Genomic DNA, 21,769 nt, shown 5'->3' on the forward strand with positions numbered 1-21,769 from the left:
ATACCGTCAATCGATGAGAATAGTCATTATATACCAGCCAGTTAGACAGACTTTTAGCGGATCGCTTCAGCTTTTGGCCTGACGGTAGGGTGAAAATTCGGCGGATGGCGAAAAATGCATACCGTCGCGCACACCGTCAGAGCTCATCGCTTCAAGGCGATAGGCTCCGATAGTGCGTGATTGCATTTTTGTTTGATTTCAGCTAGTTATGACGAAGTGGCGATAGTTCGCGAAACACCGCGAACCACATCATTATTGTTCAACAGACCCGTAAGGGTCTGTTTTTATTTGGAAAACCGTCCAGACACCGCACATTTCCCATCAGCCATACCGTCAAAAATTCTGGCTGTTGTTTTCATTGGGAAAATTCGGTTTTCCGCAAAATCCTCCTATCGCATTCAATCGCCAACTATCGTCCTTTCGGGGCAAACCTCGCGCGTCTATCGATGACGAGATGAAGCGCCGAAGGACGACGAAAATACCGTCAGAAACTCAAAACGTCGTGTTGAATCAATGTGTTACTCAAGATGCGGCGACGACATACAGCAATTTGCCTCCCACTCTGACAATTTTACCGTCAGGAGCAGAGATGTCCAGGCCGGCCGACATGACGTCGGGTCCAGGCCCGTGATGCTGTGGCGCCTGACCAGCGCCGATCCTCGTCCCAGGGCTCCATTGAACAGTGTGCGCCACCATCAACGCCGCTACAGAGCGACAGGCAAGACCGTCGCGCCTGTCGCCTGGAAAAGGCTCGCCAAGCGTGCCGCCTGAGACTTCGGCGCGGCGATCACCAACAGCCGTTGCGCGCGCGAGGCGCCAACGTAGATCTTTCTGGCCTCCTCGCTGCTGGCGGCGGGAGCGCCCGTCATCAGATAGTCGAGAATACCCTTGGCTGTGCGCGACGACATCACCACGCAAACCGCCGGAAACTCCCTGCCCTTCACGCTATGGATGGTGCGGGCGCAGTGCCCACTCGGCGGTGCCCAGGATAGCGCCTTAGCGAGATCGGCATTGCGACGGAACCGCTGATTGATCGACCGCCCGCCGGTCGGTAACAGCGGTGCGAGCAGTCCGCGCGCGTGGTCGTGCCATGCGTCGGCCGTCGCGAAACGTCCCGGGTCATACCGGAGCGCATCAACCACGCGCCCAGATCGATTCTTACAAACGCTGGCTGGGAATCCCGAGAAGGCTTAGCGAGTCGCCAACCGTGTACCAGCGCGGGATCGTCGCTCGCCACTTTGGCGACCCAGGCGCACCGTCGATAATGCACGTCATCCGCATCAGTGCCGATACTTCCCGCAAGAGCCAAGGCATGATCATTCGAGTCTTCCACGTCAGGCCGACGGGAAGACGTTGAAGGATGCCTGCCAGCGGCCCAGCGCCATCGCGATCAAGCACATCCGTAAACTCACCAATGGCGCCGGCCGCGAGGTCCGGGATCGCCCCTAGGTCTTCGAGCGCCAGGCTGCCGTCGTCGGACTTGGTCGTCCCGCAGCGCAGGTGCCCCATCATCGGGCCGCCCTGGTTGCCGTGGGCCCGCGCGAACAACTCCGTCAGCTTAGTGAGTTGCGGACGACGAGGGCTTCGCCGGCCAACTCCGCGAATGGCTGAAAACCCTGCGCAAGAAGAACGCGAGCGTCGTCTTCGCCACCCAGTCGCTGTCCGACATCGACGGCTCCGCGATCGCGCCCGCCATCATCGAAAGCTGCCCGACGCGCCTCTTCCTGCCGAACGCGCGCGCGATCGAGCCGCAGATCACCGCCATTTATCGCCGCTTCGGCCTCAACTATCGTCAGATCGAGATCCTCGCCCCGCGCGACGCCGAAGCGCGACTATTACTGCCCGCGGCGCGGCAACCGGCTGTTCGAGCTGGGCCTCGGCGAGGTCGCGCTGGCCTTTACGGCCGCATCCTCGAAGACGGATCAAGCCGCCATCGAGCATGTGCTCGCCGAGCATGGCCGCGTGGGCTTTGCGTCCAACTGGCTGCGGCTGCGCGGCGCGGGTTGAGCGGCCGAATGAGCGCGGAACGCTCTCGCACACATTTCCCTCGCATTTTTGTTCATGGTTTGTTTTTGACAAAACCGGGCGATTATAACCTTGACAAAGCAGCTACCAGGCGTATCATTTTGCGCGTAGGAGCTAGCCATGACGGACGAAGATGATTTTCAAAGATTTCGCCCAACCATAACTGAGGCAACAATCGGGCGCGCGGCAGAAGCGTACGGTCGCGGCGACGAAATCCTCAGCCTTGCTGGCAAGCGAACGGCCATCGATTCGTTTGTCTTGTTACTCGCTGACGACACCGAGCATCAGGGTCCTTTCCTAATGAACGCAACGTGCGCTCGCGAGCTTTGTGCCCTTCTTTTAAGCGAAGGGTTTGGGCCTCAAGAAGCATAACGTCCAGCAATTTCCAGAGCCTATCTTCTTCGGCGGATCGTTCTAGAGACAAAGACATGTCTGACCTTTCAAACCCCATCTTCCACGACGAAACTAAAGCCCGCGAATGGCTCGAAGCACGGATTTGGCCGAATGGTCCGACATGCCCGCATTGCAGCAATGCTGACCAATCCCGCATCAAATCTCTCCAAGGCAAAGCTCACCGCGCCGGTCTCTACCAGTGCGCGGAATGCCGCGAGCAATTTACGGTAACGATCAAAACCGTCTTCGAGCGCAGCAAGATACCGCTGACTAAATGGCTTGCGGCCCTGTTCCTTCTTTGCAGTTCAAAGAAAGGCATGAGTACGCATCAAATGCACCGCATGCTTGGCATTAGCTATAAATCGACGTGGTTCATGACGCATCGCTTGCGTGAAGCTATGCGCACCGGCGGCTTGTCGCCCCTAGGCGGTGAAGGCAAGACAGTCGAGATCGACGAAACCATTATTGGCCGTCAGGAAGGCTCACCGCCCCGCAAAGGCATGAGCGGAAGCCAGTTCCGCAACACCGTCCTTACTCTGGTAGAGCGCGGCGGCGCGGCCCGTAGCTGGCACGTTGACGGAACCAGCATTGGAGCCCTTATCCCGATCATTCGCGCCAATGTCGCGAAGGAAACCGCGGTCATGACCGACTCGGCAAGCTGGTATAAATTCCTCAACAAGGATGGCGATTACGCCAGCCATGACACCGTGCGCCACGAAGATAAAGAATATGGCCGCTATGAAGGTGAAAAGGTCATCACGACCAACACCGTCGAGGGCTTCTATTCAATCTTCAAGCGTGGCATGAAGGGTGTTTATCAGCATTGCGGCGAGCGCCATTTGCACCGCTATCTGGCCGAGTTCGATTTCCGCTACAGCACCCGCGCCGCGCTCGGCATCAATGATGTGGAGCGCGCCGAAATTCTGGCGAAGGGCATTGTTGGAAAGAGGCTGACCTATCGACGGCCTAACCAAGCCGGCGAGGCCGTTTCACGTTAGGAGGCAAGCCCGCGCCTTTTTGCGCTGGCGATCCAAATGGCACCGTTAGGCCGCACGAGCATCGCTGATAAAAAGGCGGTTGATATTGCCGTCCTTCATTGTCGGCTTCGCTACGACGATCAACTCGGCGCCATCATTCAGCGCCCTTGTATAGACATTTCCAGCCGACCCCACCGAGGGGTCGGTGATTTTCCCGACAACGATCTTGTCTAGATCGAGCAGTCTTACCCTACATGCGCCGTTTGTTTTAAACACGCCCTCTAATCGAACCCGGTATTCACGACTTTCGCCGACCGTCAACTCGCCTCTTGACCGTAGAGCTTCGGCGACAGGCTCATCTATAGGTAATGCGCGCGGCCGGTCGCCGACCCTAATCATTCGTACTGACCTGCCAACAGGGTCGGCCACATCGCGAAGCGATGCCCGCCCCTCGTCGGCCAGCTTCTCAACCATTGATTGTAGCCATTGCTGGTTTTGCAACTGCCCATTAAGCAGCTGTCTAGTGATCGCGTTGTCATTGCTGGCCATTTCTCAGAGCTGGCTCGGGGAATCTGGACGGATCGATAAGTAGCTTTTCCGCCTGACAGCGGCGATGATCGTCGCGCATCAGGAGAGATTATGACCAAACGACCGCGCCGGAACCACACGCCAGGTTTCAAGGCCAAAGTGGCTCTAGCCGCCCTGAAGGGCGAGAAGACGCTGACTGAGCTAGCGCAGGACTTTGAGGTTCATCCGAACCAGATCAGGGACTGGAAGTCGCAATTGCTTGAAGGGGCGGCCGGGGTTTTCGGCGCCGACGCCACGAACGTCCAAGCCGCGCCGGTGGATTTGAAGGCGCTTCACGCCAAAATCGGCGAGTTGGCATTGGAAAACGATTTTTTGGAAGGCGCGCTCATCAAGGCCGGCATGCTGAGCGCAAAGCGATGATCGACCGCAATCACGATCTTCCTATCTCCCGTCAGGCCAAGATCCTAAATATCAGTCGCGGCAGCGTCTATTACAAACCTCGCCCGGTATCGGCCGAAGACCTCGCGCTGATGCGCCGCATCGACGAATTGCATCTGGAATTCCCGTTCGCGGGCAGCCGGATGTTGCGGGATTTTCTGAACCGCGAGGGCGTCGCCGCGGGCCGCCGCCATGTCGCCACGCTGATGAAGCGCATGGGCATCGAGGCGATTTATCGCCGGCCAAACACGTCAAAACCCGCGCCAGGTCACAAGATTTACCCGTATTTGCTGCGCGGATTGAAGGTCGATCGCCCGAACCAGGCGTGGGCGATGGACATCACCTACATCTCGATGGCGCGCGGCTTCGTCTATCTCGCCGCGGTCGTCGACTGGTTCAGCCGTCGCGTGCTCAGCCACCGCGTGTCAATCACAATAGAGGCCGATTTCTGCGTCGAAGCGGTGGAGGAGGCGTTGGCGAAGTATGGCAAGCCGGGGATTTTCAATACGGATCAGGGAAGCCAGTTCACCAGCGAGGCGTTCACCAGCGTGCTGATCGCCAACAAGATCGCAATCAGCATGGATGGCAAGGGCGCCTGGCGCGACAATGTTTTCGTCGAGCGCATCTGGAAGTCGGTCAAGTACGAAGAGGTTTATCTGCACGCCTATGACAGCGTCGGCGTGGCGCGCACCTCGATTGCCCGATATCTAAACTTTTACAATCGGCGGCGCCCGCATTCGAGCCTTGACCGACGCACGCCGGACGAGGCTTATTTCGAACCGACGCCCATCTTGGCGGCGGCCTGAATTTTCCGCCGCCGGGTGCTGGATGCGACTGCGGCCGGGCTTCGCCCTCCCTGCGTCACACCCAACACCCGGCGCCCTCTAACGAAAGCAACCCGGCGGAACGCCACTTATCTTTCGCGGAAAACTGTTTAGACAACCCGAGCCAGCTCTCTCGAATTGTTTCTAACGCCACCGTAGCCTCGCTCTTCCTTCCGGCGGCGATTTTGACAATCGCATCGAAGATTGATTCTGTAATAAATTTTGCAGAGCCAATTATAATCGGGCTGAATACAGCCATTTGACCATTGTTTACTAGCGCAAATATTCTTGTAGATACCCATTTTCTTTGCTGGGGCCAACGAAAAATCTAACTTTATATGAGCGCGGGTCGTGCGTCACTTCAGATGAAAAAACGAAATGACATATACTATTTGAAAGCCTGCTAATGCCGCTTATCGACCTTCCAAATTGCGCCCCGTCAACAAAATGCTCGTCGGCATATAACCCAGTATATCGAATTGGGATCGGCTCGAATAACGGCTCTGACATATTCCCCTCACATTATGGGGAATTTATCATCACTGAACTGCCTTGACGACCTCAGATCTCGCGCGTCGTTGCCCTTAATCCAGTTTTGCTTTTTTTCTTAATCCCGTCCTTCGTAATGTTGCGCGGTCCCGCTGCCTTATGCTGCGGCCCGCTCTTAATCACAACGTCAACGGCACGCTCGAAGCGCTCCCATGCGTCGGGGAGGATTTCAGAGTCTGGCGACTCAGGCTTGGCTGCTTTATGACTATGTTTTCCGTCGTCAGATTTGGCGCCAGACATGCCCTATTTCCCGCGCAGGCCGATTAAGCTCGATTATATATATTTCCACACTGGGCGTTTCGTATATTTTTGGGCGTGCGCCGAAGACGCCCTTGATGCTTGCCTTAGATTCTTCGAAAAAGCATTCCCCGATCCGCTTTATCAAAGGCCCCTAAGCACAAAACGTAGGATTGCGGTTTTCCGCGCCTCTATCAAGAAGGGCCGCTTTACAGACGCCCAGAGGGCCACGGCGCTTGATTTAATTGACCGCTTTGCGGCGGTGGCACAGCACCGCCAATGGGCGGTTCACGGCGTTACGTGGGGCAATTCTCACGCAACCGAGAAAGACCCGAGACTTACAGAGCTGGCTCGGGTTGTCTAAACAGTTTTCCGCGAAAGATAAGTGGCGTTCCGCCGGGTTGCTTTCGTTAGAGGGCGCCGGGTGTTGGGTGTGACGCAGGGAGGGCGAAGCCCGGCCGCAGTCGCATCCAGCACCCGGCGGCGGAAAATTCAGGCCGCCGCCAAGATGGGCGTCGGTTCGAAATAAGCCTCGTCCGGCGTGCGTCGGTCAAGGCTCGAATGCGGGCGCCGCCGATTGTAAAAGTTTAGATATCGGGCAATCGAGGTGCGCGCCACGCCGACGCTGTCATAGGCGTGCAGATAAACCTCTTCGTACTTGACCGACTTCCAGATGCGCTCGACGAAAACATTGTCGCGCCAGGCGCCCTTGCCATCCATGCTGATTGCGATCTTGTTGGCGATCAGCACGCTGGTGAACGCCTCGCTGGTGAACTGGCTTCCCTGATCCGTATTGAAAATCCCCGGCTTGCCATACTTCGCCAACGCCTCCTCCACCGCTTCGACGCAGAAATCGGCCTCTATTGTGATTGACACGCGGTGGCTGAGCACGCGACGGCTGAACCAGTCGACGACCGCGGCGAGATAGACGAAGCCGCGCGCCATCGAGATGTAGGTGATGTCCATCGCCCACGCCTGGTTCGGGCGATCGACCTTCAATCCGCGCAGCAAATACGGGTAAATCTTGTGACCTGGCGCGGGTTTTGACGTGTTTGGCCGGCGATAAATCGCCTCGATGCCCATGCGCTTCATCAGCGTGGCGACATGGCGGCGGCCCGCGGCGACGCCCTCGCGGTTCAGAAAATCCCGCAACATCCGGCTGCCCGCGAACGGGAATTCCAGATGCAATTCGTCGATGCGGCGCATCAGCGCGAGGTCTTCGGCCGATACCGGGCGAGGTTTGTAATAGACGCTGCCGCGACTGATATTTAGGATCTTGGCCTGACGGGAGATAGGAAGATCGTGATTGCGGTCGATCATCGCTTTGCGCTCAGCATGCCGGCCTTGATGAGCGCGCCTTCCAAAAAATCGTTTTCCAATGCCAACTCGCCGATTTTGGCGTGAAGCGCCTTCAAATCCACCGGCGCGGCTTGGACGTTCGTGGCGTCGGCGCCGAAAACCCCGGCCGCCCCTTCAAGCAATTGCGACTTCCAGTCCCTGATCTGGTTCGGATGAACCTCAAAGTCCTGCGCTAGCTCAGTCAGCGTCTTCTCGCCCTTCAGGGCGGCTAGAGCCACTTTGGCCTTGAAACCTGGCGTGTGGTTCCGGCGCGGTCGTTTGGTCATAATCTCTCCTGATGCGCGACGATCATCGCCGCTGTCAGGCGGAAAAGCTACTTATCGATCCGTCCAGATTCCCCGAGCCAGCTCTATTATCGCGAATCCTTTGTTAGTCACACGCCAATCGAACAGTCGATTCTACTACCTGAATGATCACGGAGCCGTCGTCCTAGATGACGACGGTCGGGTTGTCACCGATTACAGCTCTTCGAATTTCAAACAGGGCGTGATCGACATTCTCAAGCGCGTGCATTCTGAGGACAAGTAAATGGCACATACCTCTGATTTCATGCTCATCCGCGCCGTCTTGCTGAGGGACTGGGAGCCGATCATATGTAATGAACTCCTTCCCGACGATGAATATGATGATTATATCCCACAACTCATGGAGCTCCTTGAAGCCGGTGCCTCGCAGGAGCGCATTGCGAACTATCTATCACGCGTAGAAAGTGTCACCATGGGTGTGCCGACTATCGTCGAACGTACGAGCCGTGTCGCGAGCAATTTAATTGTTGCTTGGAAAGCCAAGCACAAAAAACCTTAAAATTCTGGAACCGACCCGAAAAAAACGGGCTCAAGCCCCCGCTATCACCCTGATCGGGAACCAGCGGTCGATCGCCAGCGGGCGCAATAGCCATGGGCGGCACGGGCGTCATCGATCGATTCCTTGCGGTCTTCACCCAATACATCGACAGAGGCTTCGGCCTGCTCGGCGGCGAGGCGGCCTTCATCGCCACCACGCTGATCGCGATCGATGTGACGCTGGCCGCGCTCTTCTGGTCCTGGGGCGCGGATGAAGACATCATCGCGCGGCTCGTCAAGAAGACGCTGTTCGTCGGCGTCTTCGCCTGGCTCATCGGCAACTGGAACAACCTTGCCCGCATCGTCTTCGAGAGCTTCGCCGGTCTTGGCCTGAGGGCGTCGGGAACCGGATTGGCGGAAGCGGATTTTCTGCGCCCCGGCCGCATCGCCCAGGTCGGTCTCGACGCCGGCCGACCCATCCTCGACTCGATCTCGGGCCTCATGGGCTATGTGTCGTTCTTTGAGAACTTCATTCAGATCGTGGTGCTGCTGTTCGCCTGGGCGATGGTGCTGCTCGCCTTCTTCATCCTCGCGATCCAGCTTTTTGTCACGCTGATCGAATTCAAGCTGACGACGCTCGCCGGCTTCGTGCTGATCCCCTTCGACCTCTTCGGCAAGACCGCCTTCGCCGCCGAACGCGTGTTTGGCGCCGTCGTCTCCTCTGGCGTCAAGATGCTGGTGCTCGCCGTGATCGTCGGCATCGGCTCGACGCTGTTCTCTCAGTTCACGGCGGGCTTCGGCGGCGCGCAGCCCTCGATCGACGACGCCATGGCGATCGTGCTCGCGGCGCTTTCGTTGCTCGGCCTTGGCATCTTCGGACCCGGCATCGCCAACGGCATCGTTTCGGGTGAACCGCAGCTCGGCGCCGGCGCCGCGGTCGGCACGGGGCTCGCAGCCGGCGGCATCGTCGTTGCTGGAGCCGGTCTCGCCGCGGGCGGCGCCGGCCTCGTAGGAAGCGCCATCGCGGGAACCGCCCGTGGCGGCGCGGCGCTCGCCGGCGTTGCAACCGCCGGCCTCTCGGGCGGCGCGGACACGATCATCAGCCCGCTGCGCCGCGCCGCCGCCAACCTCAAGTCGAGCTTCGAAGCTGGCGGCCGGGCCGTGACGGGGGAAGCGGCTGGCGGCGGCGCGTCCTCGGCCGGTTCCCCGGCGACCGCCGGGCCGCCCGAGTGGGTGAAGCGCATGAGGCGCTCGCAAACCATCAGCCATGGCGCCTCCACGGCCAGCCACGCGGTGAAGTCCGGCGATGGCGGCGGCGGCGGCGCGTCCGTCGATCTCTCCGAAGGGGAATGAGCATGTTCCGACGACCATCCGTGCGCTACGGGCGAACCCCTGAGCCGGAGACGCCCTATCAGAAAGCCGCCCAGGTCTGGGACGAGCGGATTGGCTCGGCCCGTGTTCAGGCCAGGAACTGGCGGTTGATGGCCTTCGGCTCCCTGATCCTTTCAGGGTGCCTCGCAGGCGGTCTCATCTGGCAATCGGCAAGCGGCACGATCACGCCTTGGGTGGTGCAGATCGACAAGCTCGGCCAGGCTCAGGCGATCGCATCCGCCAGCGCAGACTATCAGGCGACCGATCCGCAGATCGCCTACCACCTCGCGCGCTTCATCGAGGATGTGCGCGGCCTGCCGGCCGATCCGATCATCCTGCGCCAGCAATGGCTGCGGGCCTACGACTTCACCACCGATCGCGGCGCGGCGGCGCTCAACGACTTCGCGCGGACCAACGATCCCTTCGCCAATCTCGGCAAGGTCCAGATCTCCGTCGAAGTCTCCAGCGTCATTCGCGCCTCGCCTGACTCGTAGCGCCGAAGGAGCCCCGGTGACGAAAGCAATGTCGAGCAGACGCTCGCTGATCCGCGCGAGGTGCTCCCTTGCGCAGCCCTCGACGATATCGATGGCGATCGCCCGATGCGTTTCGCGATAGGCGCGAAGCAACTCGCGCACGAACCCGCCAGACAGCGACGACAGGATCCCGATCCGTAGCGCGCCCTCGGCGCCGCACCCCGCATTGGCGGCGCCCTTCACGGCGTGATCGATCTCGGCCAGCGCCGAACGCGACCGGTCGAGAAACCGGCGCCCGGCTTCTGTCAGCCGGATGCCGCCCGCGTCGCGCTCAAACAGGGAAACGCCGAGCTTGTCCTCCAGCGCCCGCACCCGCCGGCTGACCGCCGACTGAAGCTGAGATGCTCGGCTACCAGAAGCGCCTGAGAGATCGACACGAGTTTGACCAAGCAACAGCCTCCCCACTATCATTTGTGCGTAAGCACAAGAGTTGCAGGTTGACAGGGTTATGAGGGCAAAACAGTGGCGACCTGTTTGAGAAAAATGCTGAAATATTTTTCAAATATTTCCTGATTATTCCGCCTTTTCCCAAACAAAAATGTCCGGCTCCACGCAAGACTCGGAAGATGTCTAGCTGCGACGTGGCCAAGGCAACATGATCGCGAATCCCGAGGTTTTCGCGGTCGCCCTCGGAAAACTCAGGAGAACAGTATCACCACATCATTTTCTGAACGAATTTAGGCCAGCGTCGAATGCGGCACCGATGAAGAGCAAGATGCCAGCCTTTGTACACGCAAGGCGTTCGGCGTCGCTTCCGCATTTGGCCCAAGTTTTGATTTGACCGGCGCGCAGGAACCAAGGCTCGACGGCTGGAGCCAGATGAGTCGCCACGTGGTCGCCATTCCAAACGCCGAATCCGATCGTCCCGGCGGCGCCCGCCAGAACCACGGCGGATGCGGTCAGAGCCGGGCGAGGCGCTCGTCTCAAGAGCTGCGCTCGGGATCGTTATGGATCGCGAAGCGGATCAACTCGGCGAGCGTATTGATCTTCAACTTTGCCCGTATTGAAGAGCATGCATTCGTCACCGTCTTGTAGCTGATTCCAAGTTTCGCGGCGATCTTGTCGTAGCTGTTGCCCTTGCCCAGGAGCGACAAGATCTGAACCTCGCGGCTGGTGAGATCTTTCGTCGCTGAATCATTTCCCTTTGAGCGCAACATGGCGACCTGCATCGCCAGCCTGTGGCTGAGATGCGCCTCGCCGAGCTGAACCTTTTCGAACGCCGTCGAAAACTCCGACGAGGACATATCCTTCAAGACATAGCTCAATGCGCCGCTTTCAAGCGCGCGCGACACGATCGCGGGATCATTGTGCATGCTGAGAACAAGGATGCGCGCCTTCCTGTCGGAGGAGGCGATGCGCCGGATCAGCGACAGGCCGCCAAGATCGTCTCCCTGAAAGGTCAGATCGACGATGACGACGTCCGGATGATGGCGAAGGAAGGCTCGATAGCCCGAGACCACGGTCGTCGCCTCGTAAAGACGGCCGATCCCCATGTCCTCAAGGACCCGGCGGCAGCCTTGCAACACCATTGGGTGATCGTCGATGATGAGAACGCTGGTCATGGATAGGTGCGGTTAGTCGAGGGTCGGGCCGTCGGGCGCTTCGGCAAGGTCGAGCGGAAGCGCGATGGCGAGAATGACGCCGCCCGGCGCGCTGTTGATTTCAAACGATCCGCTGAGGGCTTCGACCCGCTCGCGCATTCCTGAAAGGCCGACGCCCGCGCGCAAAGGCGGCCGCAGGCCGATGCCGTCGTCGCGGACGCCGATCACAATCGAGGACCGCCCTGCCTCATCGCGCTCATTAAGCGCGATCGTGATCCGGTTTGCATGCGCGTGGCGTATTGCGTTGAGTAGGCCTTCCTGGACGCAGCGATAGATGGTGAGATCGACGAGCGGCCCATAGCTCGGCCTTAAATCTCCGATCGCATGGTCGATCGCCGGGCCGCCATCGCCGCCATCGAGATCGACGAGGAGTTTGATCAGGCACTCTTTCAGCGGGATCTGGCCGAGCGCCATGGGCCGCAGGCGATCGAGAACCCGGCGGTTGATTCCCTGCACCGTTTCGACCAGCGCGACGACGTCCCGCGCCCGCTCGCCGATGCGCGCGCCGTCTGGCAGGCGCTTCGTCATGTTCAGGATCGAGGTGGCGTTGACTTCCAAAGCAAAAAGACAGGCGCCGGCTTCGTCGTGGAGCTCGAGCGCGGTGCGGCGCCGCTCGTCGTCCTGAGCGGTCAGGAGCTTGCGGGTAAGATTGCGATTGGCGTCATGCGCAGCCGAGAGCGCCTCCGCCGCTTTGTTGAAATGATCGGTGATGGTCGCGAGTTCGATGAGAGAAGGGCGCAGTAGGCGCACCGCGTAGTTCTTGGTTTCGAGATCCTTGAGGCCCGCGACAAGACGCGGCAGCGGCGCCAGTACGCGGCCGAAAAAGAGAAACAGCGCGCCGAGCACAATGATGTTCAGGCAAAAGGTCGTGACGATCAGCGCATAGGCATAGTTCCAGGCTTCACCGATTTCGTCCCGGGGCACCGACCTGATTGTCACGACGCCGATCGATTGATCCCGAATGACGACGGGAAAATTCTTGATCTCGACCGGCGGCGCGATCAGGAAGCTGAACCAGGCGGGCGCATCGGGGGCGTCCTGCCTTGCCCGCATGTCTGGATTGATCGCGGACAGGACCGGGCGCCCCGCGGCATCCGCCACTTCAATCTTGACGTGGCGAATCGACTGGAAATGCAAGTCGATGCTCCGCAGCAACAAGGGGGCCGGCGCGTCCTGAAGGAGGCGAATGCTGTCCGAGACGACCTGCTCGGCGAGTTGCATCGATGATGCAATTTCGAGCTTGGTCGCCGTCCTTGCTTTGAGGATAATGACGGCGCCTGTCAAGACCGCGGCCGCGAGATCGATCGCCAGAACGCCGAGAACGAGGCGCGTGCGAAGCGAACGCAGGGAAAACAGCCGCCGCAGCGCGTCGAACCGCCCGCGCCGGATGGCCGGCGCCGCGGCGACCCGCCCGCGCCGGTCTGGCGCGGCCTCGGCGCCGATGGAGGTTGGCGTTATCATTTCTGACTGTTTTCTGCCTTGTAGGAAGCGGTAAGGCTATCCAGAGCCGCGGTCCGATCCATGCCTTCTTTGCGCAGGTTCAGATAGTGCTGCACCATGTCGCCATACGCCTTTTTTGACACGGTGGCGTCGGCGACGTCGACCATCCCCGTCATGATGTCGACGTAGCGCTCGGGCTGGTGCGCCTCGGCGAGCATGTCGGCCGTCTGGGCGGTGCGATTGGCGATCATTCGCGGCTCCTCGAAAAAACGAAGCGTCGCCTGATGCATGGCGCGGCGGAGGCGATCGACCTCGGGGTCGCTCGGCAGCGCCAGGCGCCCGACCTCCCGGCTGCGCAACCAGAGCGATGGTTCGATCACATCCTTTACGGTCAGCCATTTCGGCAGTTGCGCCGGCTGGTTGACCGAAACAATCTTTCGCTGCGGCTCGTCGGCTTCGTCGCCGCACGCAGCCAGAGATCCGGCGCCGAGCAGCATGAGCAATGAGCCACCAAGGCACCGGCGCGTCAAGCGAGGCATGTCAGGGTCTCGCCAAGGAGTGGGGCAGCAGCGCGAAGCTCCTTGGTCCTTCGCCGACCTTAATGCGGAAAATTTCGCGGCGCCGCGCGAGATCGACGACCGAGACATCGCCCGAAAACCAGTTCGCGACATAGGCGCGGCCGGAAGGCCCTGTGAGAACACCCTCGGGATAGCGTCCGACCGCAATGGCGCCAACCACCGCGAGGCTTCGCGCATCGACGATCGAAAGCGCGTCCTGATGCTGGTTCGTTACCAGCACATAGGCGCCATCCGGCGTCGCCGCGACGCCGTAAGGCATCGCGACTTCGACGCGCGCGACCAGCTCTAAACGCCCGGTGTCGATCACGGCAAGATCGTTGCTGCGCACATTGGCGACGTAAAGGCAACGGCCGTTGGGGGCCAGCGCCAGGGCGAAAGGCGCCTCGCCCACCGGGATCGAAGCGATCTTGCGCATCGCGTCCGCATCTATGACCGCGACATCGCCGCTCTCGCGATCCGCGACGTAAAGGCGATGGCCGTCCGTGCTGAGCGCCATGTGGGCGGGGCTCTTGCCGACAGCGACGGCTCCAGTCTGCGCGCCGGAATCGGGGTCAAGACGCATCACCAAGTCATTCACCCAGTCCGAGACGTAGAGCGAGTTGGACGCCGCGGCGATTCCAAACGGCTCGCCCTTGAACGGCAGGCTGCGCAACAGGGTAGAGGTTTCGGCATCGACGACATCGATCGCGTTTGCATCGGGACGGGTCACATAGAGGCGCCGGCCGTCCGGAGACGCGGCGATCCCGGCCGGCCCCTTGCCGAGTTTCGTGCGGGCAACGACGCTGTTCGATCGCGGGTCGATCACCGCCACCGATCCGTCATCCTGGCTGACGACCGCGAGCCGGTCGCCCGCCCCGGCTTCGCCAGAGCGCGCATGCTGCGGCGTCGCAGACATGACGAACGCCAGCAATGCGGCCGCGACCATGCGCATGTCATGAATGCCCTTCGGCCTTCGCCTTGAGGCCATCGAGCCCCGCCTTGAAGAGCTTCGTCAGGGCTTCCCGTCCAGCCTCGTCATTCAACTCGTCCGGTGGCTCGTTGCCGGTGTCGCCGCGATAGAAGCGCCCGTACCATTCGACGTGGCTGCCGCCGTCCCCGCCCGGCGTCACCACGAGAGTCGCCGAATAGGAACTCGCCGGCGCTGCTTTCAGGTTCGGATTTAGCATGCGGTAGGAATAGGTCATCCCTTGCGGGTTATATTCGTCGACTTCCTCTTCGAGCTGCTCGCCGTTCTTGAAGGTGATGACCCGCTTTTCGTTCGAGCCTTCGCTGGCCTTGAGTTCGGAATTCCATTTTGAGATCCCGGCGAAATCGCCGGCGATCGCCCAGACGGCCTTGGGATCCGCCTTGATGTCGATCGCCTCGTCGATTTTTTGCGGCGTCGGCCCGTGAGCCTGCGCGAGCGTCGTCAGGGCGACAAGACCCGCGACAAAACTCATGGCGTGGAAAACTGCCTTTAAACGCATCATAAAGCTCCTTGCAGTGGAAAGCCGCCACGTGCGCGCCGGAGGCGCTCGCGAACGGGAAAAAACACATAGACCGCGAGAAGCGCCGCGAGCGCGAGGGCGCCGGCGACCGGGCGCGGATCGATAAAGCCCAGGCTTGCGCGCCGCGTGGCGACCGGCGCCAGCGCTTCGGTGAGACCGGAGGGTCCGTTCATATGCGCGTAGGCAAGGCCCGTTTCGTCAGCGAGAGACTTGAGGTAAGGCTCGCGGACGGAGGAGAGATGCTCCGTCCCCTTGGGCGCCATGGCGCCGAACGGCGCGTTGCGCGCCTCAAAGCCCGGCCGGCTTTCGGCGCCGGTGGGCGGCGGCCCGAAGCGGCTCTCGTGCGGCACGTCGTCAACGCCCCAGAAGCCGGTCTCGTTTCCGCGGTCGTCGAATTTCGGGATCGGCGCCAGCGCGTAGCCGCCTGCCCCGACAATCAGGCCGCGAACCTCGCCCGCTTTTCCGTCAAACGGCGGACCGCCGGACAGGGGAAGCGGCGGTGACTCCTGGCCATCGGTGATGAAGATGAGGTTGCTGTTCAGGTCTTTCGCCATGTCGATCGCCCGGTAGAGGCCCGATGCGATATGGCTGTCGCCTTCCCAAGCCTCCCGCCAGTCGATCGAATCGATCGCGCCCGCGACGGCGCCATAGTCGCGGCAAACGTCGATTGGTTCGAACAGCAGAAAAGGTGTGCGTTCGCTGAAGAGAGCGAGTCCCAGCCTGCTGGGGCATGGCAGGTTGGCGATGAGATCCTTCAGGGCCGCCTTGGCGACGGCGAGGCGGCTGATCGGCTTGCCGTAGAGCTTGTAGTCGCGCGTATTCATGCTGCCCGTGATGTCGACGACGGCCAGAATGTCCACGCCCTCGCGCGTCGCCGGAACGGGTGGCAGGACGATCGCGGCAAGCCCCAAGGCGAGGGCGGCGAGCAACAGAAGCGCGCGGGGATCGGCAAGGTTCTCGCGCCAGATGCGAGCGCCGCCGCCCGCCGCGCTCTCGCCGAAGAAGCGGATCACGGCAGACCCTCCGGCTTTCCCGGAATATCGGTCCAGATCTTTTTGCGATCGGTCTTCACGGCATCGCCAATCGTGCGCCTGAAGGCCGGGAAATCGCGGATGAGCCGCGAGGCGACGTCGAGATTGAATTTAGCGTCCCAGTCGCCTGGGGCCAAAGCCAGCGCGCGGCGGTATTCCTGACGCGAGAGGACGACAAAAGGTCCGGCCGCGTCGAGCTTGCCCTGCGTCAGGAGTTCGAACGCCTGCCGCAGGCGGCCGTTGGCGAAATCGTAGTGCGCGATGGCTTTCAGCGCATCCGAACCTGTCTTGTCGAGCGCTTCGACATACGGCTGAATTTCGTCGACCCGGTCATGGCCAAGCAGGAATTCGATTCGCGCCAGCAAAATCTCGGGCGGCGAATCTATGGCGACGGCCACGTCATGATTCTCCTTCAAGGCCCTGATTGTTGCGTTGGCGGCCTCAAAGCGGAGCGCCATGCCCACGAGGCTGAGCGCAATGAGCGCGAATGCGATCGGCAGGAGCATCAGAAGATGCGGGCGCGACTGGCCCCAAAAACGCGCCGCCGTACGACGCCAATCCGCGCGGCGCGCTCGATCCGCCCGGCTCGACGCCACAGGATTGAAGGAGAGGCTCATCCCGGCGCTTTCGCCGCGCCAGCCGTCCGCGACGAACGCTGGCGCGGGACGAGGGGCGTCTCCGCAAGTTTCGCCGCGACCAGAAGGCCAATGCAGAGGCAGGCGAGCGCATAGGCCGGCCCGGTTAGGTCGTGGCGGGGCAGACGCTCGGTATAGACGATCGGATGGCGTTCGAGCTTGTCTATCTCATGAATCGCAGCCTCGACCTGCTCTGGATTCTCGGCCTCGAACGGCTTGTAGGGAATGTCGAGCGTCTGAAAGAACAGGTTGAGGAAGCGCTCCGGCATGGCCTGAGGCAAGTTCTCGCCCGGCTCCGGCTGGTCGAACATGCCCTTGCTGCCGGCGGTGCGCAGGAACAGGAAGTAGAGATCGGTCCTGAACTTGCGGAACTCGGCGCGCAAGAGATCCTGCACATGCGATTCGATGACGGCGCCGCCGTCCGAGACGAGCAGGATCACATGGTGCTCGTCGGCCCTGTCGGTTGCGAACATGGAGAGCGCCATGGCCAGTCCGCGCGCCATGTCGGTGTAGTCGAGGCCGGCCCGATCGCTGGCGTCGATCGCGGCCCGCACCGCGTCGCGATGATCGGTTAGGGGCAGCACAAGGATCGGCGAGGTTGAGAAGGCGGCGACGCCGAACAGATCGTGAGGCCGCCGGCCGACGAAATCGCGCAGGATCCGCTTGGTGGCCGCGGCCTTGGATTCGGCTCCGCCTTCCGGTGTGCGCCCGGCGAAGGTGTCGTTCATGCTGCCGCTGCGATCGAGCAGAATGACAACCTGAGCGCCCTCTCCCACCCGGCTGAGGGTCTCGCCGCCATGGTAGGGGCCGGCCAAGGCGAGGACGATCAGCGCTATGGCCAGCGCGCCGGAAAAGCGGAGGATCCATCGCAGCGCGGTGGACAGGAGGTCCGCGGGCGCCGCCGCGACGGAACCGACGAACGAGGCCCGCTGAGCGGAAAAGACAAAGGGCGCCGCGGCCAGAACCAGCAGGACCAGGACCCGGGGCTGATCGACGCCGATGCTCATGAGCGCGTCCGTTCGGCCGCGGCCATCTTGCGCGCGAATGTCTCAAGGGCGCCGAAGGGAAGATCGCTGCGCGAACGGTCCGGCTGGCTTTTGAAGAAGGCTTCGCGCGAGGCCGCGAAGAATCGCGCGAGGCTATCGCCCATGGGCGCGAAGACCGGATGTCGCTGCAGGAAAGCGCCCGCGTCATCGGCGAGGACGCGCCGGCCGTCGGTTTGGTCAATGCCCCGGTGAAGGATGAGCAGGGCTTCGATATAAGCTTCCTCGACGCCGCGCCCGCGCAGCCGGCGCAGCCGGCGCGCGGCGTCCCCGAACGGGCGGGCTTTGGGCGCGCGGAACGGCCACCAGGCCCGGTCGTAGGCAAGGACGGCGAGGGCGAGGACAGCGGCGAAAGCGGCCGCGCCCGTCGCGCGCCAGAGTGGCGCAACCTTGATAAGCGGCGCGGCCCGGTCGGGCCGCATGTAGTCCTTCGGGTCTTCCTTCACGGGAGGCGCGACCTCCCGCAGCGCCGAGACTCCGATGGTCCAGGCCTGAACATCCGCGCTCACCGTCGTCCCGCCGATTGTGAACGCCACGGAGAAGGCCGGGATTTCCTGCGGGCGGGCGTCGAGCGCGTCGTAGAAATTCTGGTAGAAAAGCTTCAGCGTGTAACGCCAGTTCGGACCCTCAGTGCGCTTCTCGACATCGATGCTCCGCAGGTCGAGCCAATAGTCGATCGGGCCGGGATGCGGCAAAGACGCCGTCTCGATCTCAGCTCCGGCCGCGACGATGAGATCGATGTTGGCCTCGACGAGATCGCCTGCGAAAAAGCCGACATCGCGCGGCGCGCGGATCGTGATGCTCTTGACGACGCCGGGCGTCTCGTCCGCGCGGACTGCGCGGGCGCCCGCGCAGAGAAGAGCGAGCATGCATAGAAGGCGGGGGATCGATGCGCGCCAATGCATCGATTCACGCCTTCAAGAGGTCGCGCGAGAAGCCATCGATATCGAAAGCGTCCGCGATCCGCACCGGCGTCCGGCCGAACTGTCTCGCCAAGCGGGCGATCTCCGCGCGCCTCTCGCGTTCGGCCTCTAACCATCGCCGTTTCAGTTCCGGCCGCATGAACACGAGGCGACGAGCGCCTGTTTCAAGATCAGCCAGCTCCATCAATCCGAACGACGGCAGATCAACATCCTCGGAGGCGTCGCCGACGATGACCGGAATGACGTCATGCTGCGCGAGTGACTCGAAGACTTCTCGCAAGAGGCCGAGCGGAAGCAGAAAATCCGAGATGAGAAACGCCATCTTCCGCGCGCCGGCGAGGCGCTCGCCGGCTTGCCTCAGGCCGGCGGCGCTGGCTCCTTTGCATCGGGCGCGCCCGAGCAGCGCCGCCGCCTCCTCGGCGACGCTTCGCCGTTTTGTCGCCGGAATGAAACAATCAGGCCGCACGCCGGCGTCGCAGCCGATGAGGCCGAAGCGATCGCCCGTCCGCGTCGCTGAGCGGGCGAGCGCGACGCAAAGCGCGGTTATCAGGTCCATCTTCGAAGCGCGGCCCTGATAGGCGAGCGATCCCGTCAGATCGACCAGCGCGTAAAGATCGATCGACGCGCGCTGCTGGAAGCGGCGCACGAAAGTGTTGCCGAAAGGATCGCGCAGCGTCGCGCGCACGTCGATGCGCCGCGCATCGGGGTAGGCCATGAAGGGAACATGATCACGGAAGGCGCCAAGCGCGCCGGCGCCGGGGCTTGGGTGGGCGCCGAACCTGACGCCGGAAATGCGACCGCGCGGCCGGTAGGCGATATCCTGGCCGCCAGTCATGGCGCGGGCACGATGGTGAGTACGGCGGCGCAGAGATCGCGCAGGATTTGCTCGCGCCGCAGCTCGTAGACGGGGTCGAGAAAGATGCGGTGCGCCATGGTCTCGACGAAGACGTCGCGCACGTCTTCCGGCACCAGCATGTCGCGCCCTTCGAACCAGGCGCGCACCCGCGCCGCGCGAACGAGGAAGGCGAAGCCGCGCGGGCTGGCGCCGCCCTGCACGAGCCGCTCAACGTCAATCGACGCAAGCTCGATCCCGGCCGCGTCCGGCCGCACCGTCGCCTCCCACAGACGGACGACATAGTCCTGTATGGCTTTGCTCGTGTGGACGCTTTTTTGAATGATCGGCGCCGCGGAGACGAGGGTCTGATAGTCGAGCGCGGGTGTTTCGATCGAGGCTAGCAGCGCGTCCGCGTCGTGATAGCGCGAATCGAAGATCAGCCGGCGCCGGACTTCAACGTCGGTCGGCGCCTCGACCGGGATCTCCATGAAGAACCGGTCGCGCGCGGCGGCCGGCAATTCGAATGTCTCTTCCTTCTCGACCCGATTCCTGTCCGCGAAGACCTGCACATATGGAAACTGGTAGACGCGATTGAAGGCGGCGACATTGCCCTCCGCCATCAGCCGCAGAAGAAGCGAATGCACCTGCGGGCGAGCCCGGTTGATCTCATTGAAAAAGAGAACGGAAAGTTCCTCGGCCTTGCCCAGCATTGCGGAGGGCTCGACCCGCGGCCGCCCGTCGTCCGCGAGATAGGTATGATAGAGCAGATCACTCGGCATCATGTCGACAGTGCCCTCGACCCGCTCATAGGCGCCGCCGATGCCACGCGCGACGGCGCGCAAAAGCGTCGTCTTCCCGACCCCGACGTCGCCGGCGAGGAGCACGTGTCCACGCGCGAAGATCGATATCATCATCAGCCGGATCGCGCGCGTCTGGCCGATAACGACCTGCCCGATGCAGGTTTCGAGATCAAGCGCGGCGGCGCGCCAGCTGCTCAGCATCGAAGCGACGGAGAGAGCATCGTTCATAGGCATTTGCTCAGGAGTTCTTTTGTCATCAACGTCTTTAAAGAAAGACAAAGAGCCGCGGTCCGGCATATCGGGGAGGAGGGAGCGCAAATCCCGCCGGACCGCGGCCTAGTCAAGCCGCTCGTCCGGGTGAGCGGCGTTCGCGATATCGTGAGGCGGATTTTCGGCTCATTTCTCGGAAATCTTGTCGATTTCGTAGACAAACTTGCCGGTCTTGCGGAAGTTCGCGACGCGTTTGGCGTTGCGCGCCTCCATCTGGCGCTCGGACGCATCCTGTTTGGCGACTTCGGTGGGGTCGAGCTTTGGGTCGTATTTGCTGCCGGCGACCTTTGCCGGGTAGCCGGGCTTCGGCTCCCAGCAATTGCCGGGCGCCTTGCAGTTGGTGCCGTCATAAGCGGAGGCGGGAGCAGCCATGCCGGCGGCGGCGAAAGCGGCGAGGCCGAGCGCAGCGGTTATGCAAGTGATCTTCATGAGTCTTTTCCTCCATTGGTGGTTGGATCTGCGACGCTGTCTGGCGGTTTCCGCTTCTTGTTGATCGGGCGTTACTTCTTATCCGCGCACATGCCTGGCGCATCGTCCGCGAATTTCTCGCCCAGCTTATAGGGCGTATAATTCTTCTTCTGCGCCGCATTCAGCCAGGGCGCGTTCTTTACGTCGTCCTTGTAGAGATGACGCACCCAAGCCATTACCTGCAGTATCTCCTCCAGAGTGAGATCTGAGTGCGGTCCCATCTGCGCCGTGGCGCCCTCGAAGATGGTTTCGAATAGACCCTGGTCCGTCACATTCTTCGGATAGGTCCAATAATCATCGTTAAGACCAGGGCCGATCTTTCCTTCGCCAATCTCTCCGTGACAGCCGGAGCATGCCGTCAGAAATACAGTTTCTCCCTTTTTCAGGCAGCTCTTGTCGTCGATATAGGGATCGACGCCGGTCTCGAAAAAAGCCTTCACGCCAGGCGTGTCGCGCCCCTCCGGCTGTGCATTCGATAAATCCAGCGGCGCTCCCGTTACTGTATTTCGAAAGTCCAGAGCTGTCGGCGGAATCGGAGTCTCGGCAATGACGCGTAAAGAGACAGTTACGATTGATGCGGTCAAAAGCAGACCGACGATAGTTGTAGGTTTCACCACGTTCATCCCGAGTAGTTTTGATTGC

The 21,769-nt window shown here is 61.5% G+C and carries 23 protein-coding genes and 3 pseudogenes; 7 read left to right on the forward strand and 19 right to left on the reverse strand.

Going from position 1 to position 21,769, the window contains the following annotated elements; all coding sequences use genetic code 11:
- Positions 1 to 704: 704 nt before the first annotated feature.
- Positions 705 to 1,142: a 3'-5' exonuclease gene (locus SIN04_RS09025; protein WP_341264382.1), complete on the reverse strand. Its 438-nt coding sequence runs from the start codon at positions 1,140 to 1,142 to the stop codon at positions 705 to 707.
- A 16-nt stretch (positions 1,143 to 1,158) separates the two neighbouring features.
- Positions 1,159 to 1,512, reverse strand: coding sequence for a hypothetical protein (locus SIN04_RS09030; protein ID WP_134488475.1), 354 nt, complete (start codon positions 1,510 to 1,512; stop codon positions 1,159 to 1,161).
- A gap of 59 nt (positions 1,513 to 1,571) precedes the next feature.
- Here SIN04_RS09030 and SIN04_RS09035 point away from each other — a divergent pair.
- The 3 genes and pseudogenes from SIN04_RS09035 to SIN04_RS09045 all read left to right on the forward strand — a co-directional run.
- Positions 1,572 to 2,007: pseudogene (locus SIN04_RS09035) on the forward strand (conjugal transfer protein TrbE); the annotation flags it as partial.
- A 138-nt stretch (positions 2,008 to 2,145) separates the two neighbouring features.
- A complete protein-coding gene (locus tag SIN04_RS09040) occupies positions 2,146 to 2,397 on the forward strand; it encodes a hypothetical protein (protein ID WP_134488477.1) in 252 nt (83 codons plus the stop codon).
- A 56-nt stretch (positions 2,398 to 2,453) separates the two neighbouring features.
- Complete coding sequence (locus SIN04_RS09045) at positions 2,454 to 3,416, forward strand: IS1595 family transposase (protein ID WP_134488479.1); 963 nt, start codon at positions 2,454 to 2,456, stop codon at positions 3,414 to 3,416.
- 45 nt (positions 3,417 to 3,461) lie between these two features.
- Here SIN04_RS09045 and SIN04_RS09050 read toward each other — a convergent pair whose 3' ends face one another.
- Complete coding sequence (locus SIN04_RS09050; RefSeq protein ID WP_341264383.1) at positions 3,462 to 3,944, reverse strand: hypothetical protein; 483 nt, start codon at positions 3,942 to 3,944, stop codon at positions 3,462 to 3,464.
- Between the two features lie 90 nt (positions 3,945 to 4,034).
- Here SIN04_RS09050 and SIN04_RS09055 point away from each other — a divergent pair.
- Positions 4,035 to 5,167 (forward strand): IS3 family transposase gene (locus SIN04_RS09055; protein ID WP_322847426.1). Its coding sequence is split into 2 segments (ribosomal slippage): positions 4,035 to 4,299 and positions 4,299 to 5,167, totalling 1,134 coding nucleotides; the frame shifts between segments, so codons are not numbered across the junction.
- 579 nt (positions 5,168 to 5,746) lie between these two features.
- Here SIN04_RS09055 and SIN04_RS09060 read toward each other — a convergent pair.
- A complete protein-coding gene (locus SIN04_RS09060) occupies positions 5,747 to 5,974 on the reverse strand; it encodes a hypothetical protein (protein ID WP_134488483.1) in 228 nt (75 codons plus the stop codon).
- Positions 5,975 to 6,463: 489 nt separating this feature from the next.
- Positions 6,464 to 7,596, reverse strand: a protein-coding gene (locus SIN04_RS09065) for an IS3 family transposase (RefSeq protein ID WP_322847426.1) whose coding sequence is annotated in 2 segments (ribosomal slippage) — positions 6,464 to 7,332 and positions 7,332 to 7,596 — 1,134 coding nt in all. Because the reading frame shifts where the segments join, the coding sequence is not laid out codon by codon here.
- A gap of 262 nt (positions 7,597 to 7,858) precedes the next feature.
- Between SIN04_RS09065 and SIN04_RS09070 the strand changes: the two genes are divergently transcribed.
- From SIN04_RS09070 to trbF, 3 genes and pseudogenes are all read left to right on the forward strand, one after another.
- A complete protein-coding gene (locus SIN04_RS09070; protein WP_134488485.1) occupies positions 7,859 to 8,134 on the forward strand; it encodes a hypothetical protein in 276 nt (91 codons plus the stop codon).
- 92 nt (positions 8,135 to 8,226) lie between these two features.
- Positions 8,227 to 9,465, forward strand: coding sequence for a P-type conjugative transfer protein TrbL (trbL, locus tag SIN04_RS09075; protein WP_341264384.1), 1,239 nt, complete (start codon positions 8,227 to 8,229; stop codon positions 9,463 to 9,465).
- A gap of 2 nt (positions 9,466 to 9,467) precedes the next feature.
- Positions 9,468 to 9,974 (forward strand): annotated as a pseudogene (gene trbF / locus SIN04_RS09080) (conjugal transfer protein TrbF); the annotation flags it as partial.
- A 66-nt stretch (positions 9,975 to 10,040) separates the two neighbouring features.
- Here trbF and SIN04_RS20250 read toward each other — a convergent pair.
- The 14 genes and pseudogenes from SIN04_RS20250 to moxG all read right to left on the reverse strand — a co-directional run.
- Positions 10,041 to 10,427: pseudogene (locus SIN04_RS20250) on the reverse strand (LysR family transcriptional regulator); the annotation flags it as partial.
- 512 nt (positions 10,428 to 10,939) lie between these two features.
- Positions 10,940 to 11,578 (reverse strand): response regulator transcription factor, encoded by a 639-nt coding sequence (locus SIN04_RS09085; protein WP_134488487.1) that lies wholly within the window; start codon positions 11,576 to 11,578, stop codon positions 10,940 to 10,942.
- 12 nt (positions 11,579 to 11,590) lie between these two features.
- Positions 11,591 to 13,078, reverse strand: coding sequence for an ATP-binding protein (locus SIN04_RS09090; RefSeq protein ID WP_134488489.1), 1,488 nt, complete (start codon positions 13,076 to 13,078; stop codon positions 11,591 to 11,593).
- Positions 13,075 to 13,596: a hypothetical protein gene (locus SIN04_RS09095; protein WP_134488491.1), complete on the reverse strand. Its 522-nt coding sequence runs from the start codon at positions 13,594 to 13,596 to the stop codon at positions 13,075 to 13,077. Before SIN04_RS09095 ends, SIN04_RS09090 begins: the two co-directional genes overlap by 4 nt.
- Position 13,597: 1 nt before the next feature.
- On the reverse strand, positions 13,598 to 14,602 hold the full coding sequence (locus SIN04_RS09100; protein WP_134488493.1) for a cytochrome D1 domain-containing protein: 1,005 nt from the start codon (positions 14,600 to 14,602) through the stop codon (positions 13,598 to 13,600).
- Positions 14,568 to 15,101 (reverse strand): SRPBCC family protein, encoded by a 534-nt coding sequence (locus SIN04_RS09105; protein WP_134488495.1) that lies wholly within the window; start codon positions 15,099 to 15,101, stop codon positions 14,568 to 14,570. The genes SIN04_RS09100 and SIN04_RS09105 overlap by 35 nt, the downstream gene beginning before the upstream one ends.
- Positions 15,101 to 16,132, reverse strand: a complete 1,032-nt coding sequence (locus tag SIN04_RS09110; protein WP_423136022.1) for a vWA domain-containing protein — start codon at positions 16,130 to 16,132, stop codon at positions 15,101 to 15,103. Before SIN04_RS09110 ends, SIN04_RS09105 begins: the two co-directional genes overlap by 1 nt.
- Positions 16,132 to 16,770: an MxaK protein gene (locus SIN04_RS09115; protein WP_244605739.1), complete on the reverse strand. Its 639-nt coding sequence runs from the start codon at positions 16,768 to 16,770 to the stop codon at positions 16,132 to 16,134. The genes SIN04_RS09110 and SIN04_RS09115 overlap by 1 nt, the downstream gene beginning before the upstream one ends.
- A complete protein-coding gene (locus tag SIN04_RS09120; RefSeq protein WP_341264385.1) occupies positions 16,767 to 17,795 on the reverse strand; it encodes a vWA domain-containing protein in 1,029 nt (342 codons plus the stop codon). Before SIN04_RS09120 ends, SIN04_RS09115 begins: the two co-directional genes overlap by 4 nt.
- Positions 17,792 to 18,736 carry a nonribosomal peptide synthetase MxaA gene (locus SIN04_RS09125; RefSeq protein ID WP_166795890.1) on the reverse strand — a complete coding sequence of 315 codons (945 nt, stop codon included), beginning with the start codon at positions 18,734 to 18,736 and terminating at the stop codon, positions 17,792 to 17,794. Before SIN04_RS09125 ends, SIN04_RS09120 begins: the two co-directional genes overlap by 4 nt.
- 4 nt (positions 18,737 to 18,740) lie before the next feature.
- Complete coding sequence (locus SIN04_RS09130) at positions 18,741 to 19,589, reverse strand: DUF58 domain-containing protein (RefSeq protein WP_134488497.1); 849 nt, start codon at positions 19,587 to 19,589, stop codon at positions 18,741 to 18,743.
- The gene (locus SIN04_RS09135; RefSeq protein ID WP_134488499.1) at positions 19,586 to 20,617 is read right to left on the reverse strand and encodes an AAA family ATPase; all 1,032 of its coding nucleotides are present in this window, start codon (positions 20,615 to 20,617) and stop codon (positions 19,586 to 19,588) included. Before SIN04_RS09135 ends, SIN04_RS09130 begins: the two co-directional genes overlap by 4 nt.
- A 168-nt stretch (positions 20,618 to 20,785) precedes the next feature.
- Entirely contained in the window at positions 20,786 to 21,088 is a 303-nt protein-coding gene (locus SIN04_RS09140; RefSeq protein WP_134488501.1) for a methanol dehydrogenase, read from the reverse strand.
- A 71-nt stretch (positions 21,089 to 21,159) separates the two neighbouring features.
- The gene (moxG, locus tag SIN04_RS09145) at positions 21,160 to 21,750 is read right to left on the reverse strand and encodes a cytochrome c(L), periplasmic (protein ID WP_134488503.1); all 591 of its coding nucleotides are present in this window, start codon (positions 21,748 to 21,750) and stop codon (positions 21,160 to 21,162) included.
- Positions 21,751 to 21,769 lie beyond the last annotated feature (19 nt).

This window comes from Methylocella tundrae (assembly GCF_038024855.1).
GTDB lineage: Bacteria > Pseudomonadota > Alphaproteobacteria > Rhizobiales > Beijerinckiaceae > Methylocapsa > Methylocapsa tundrae.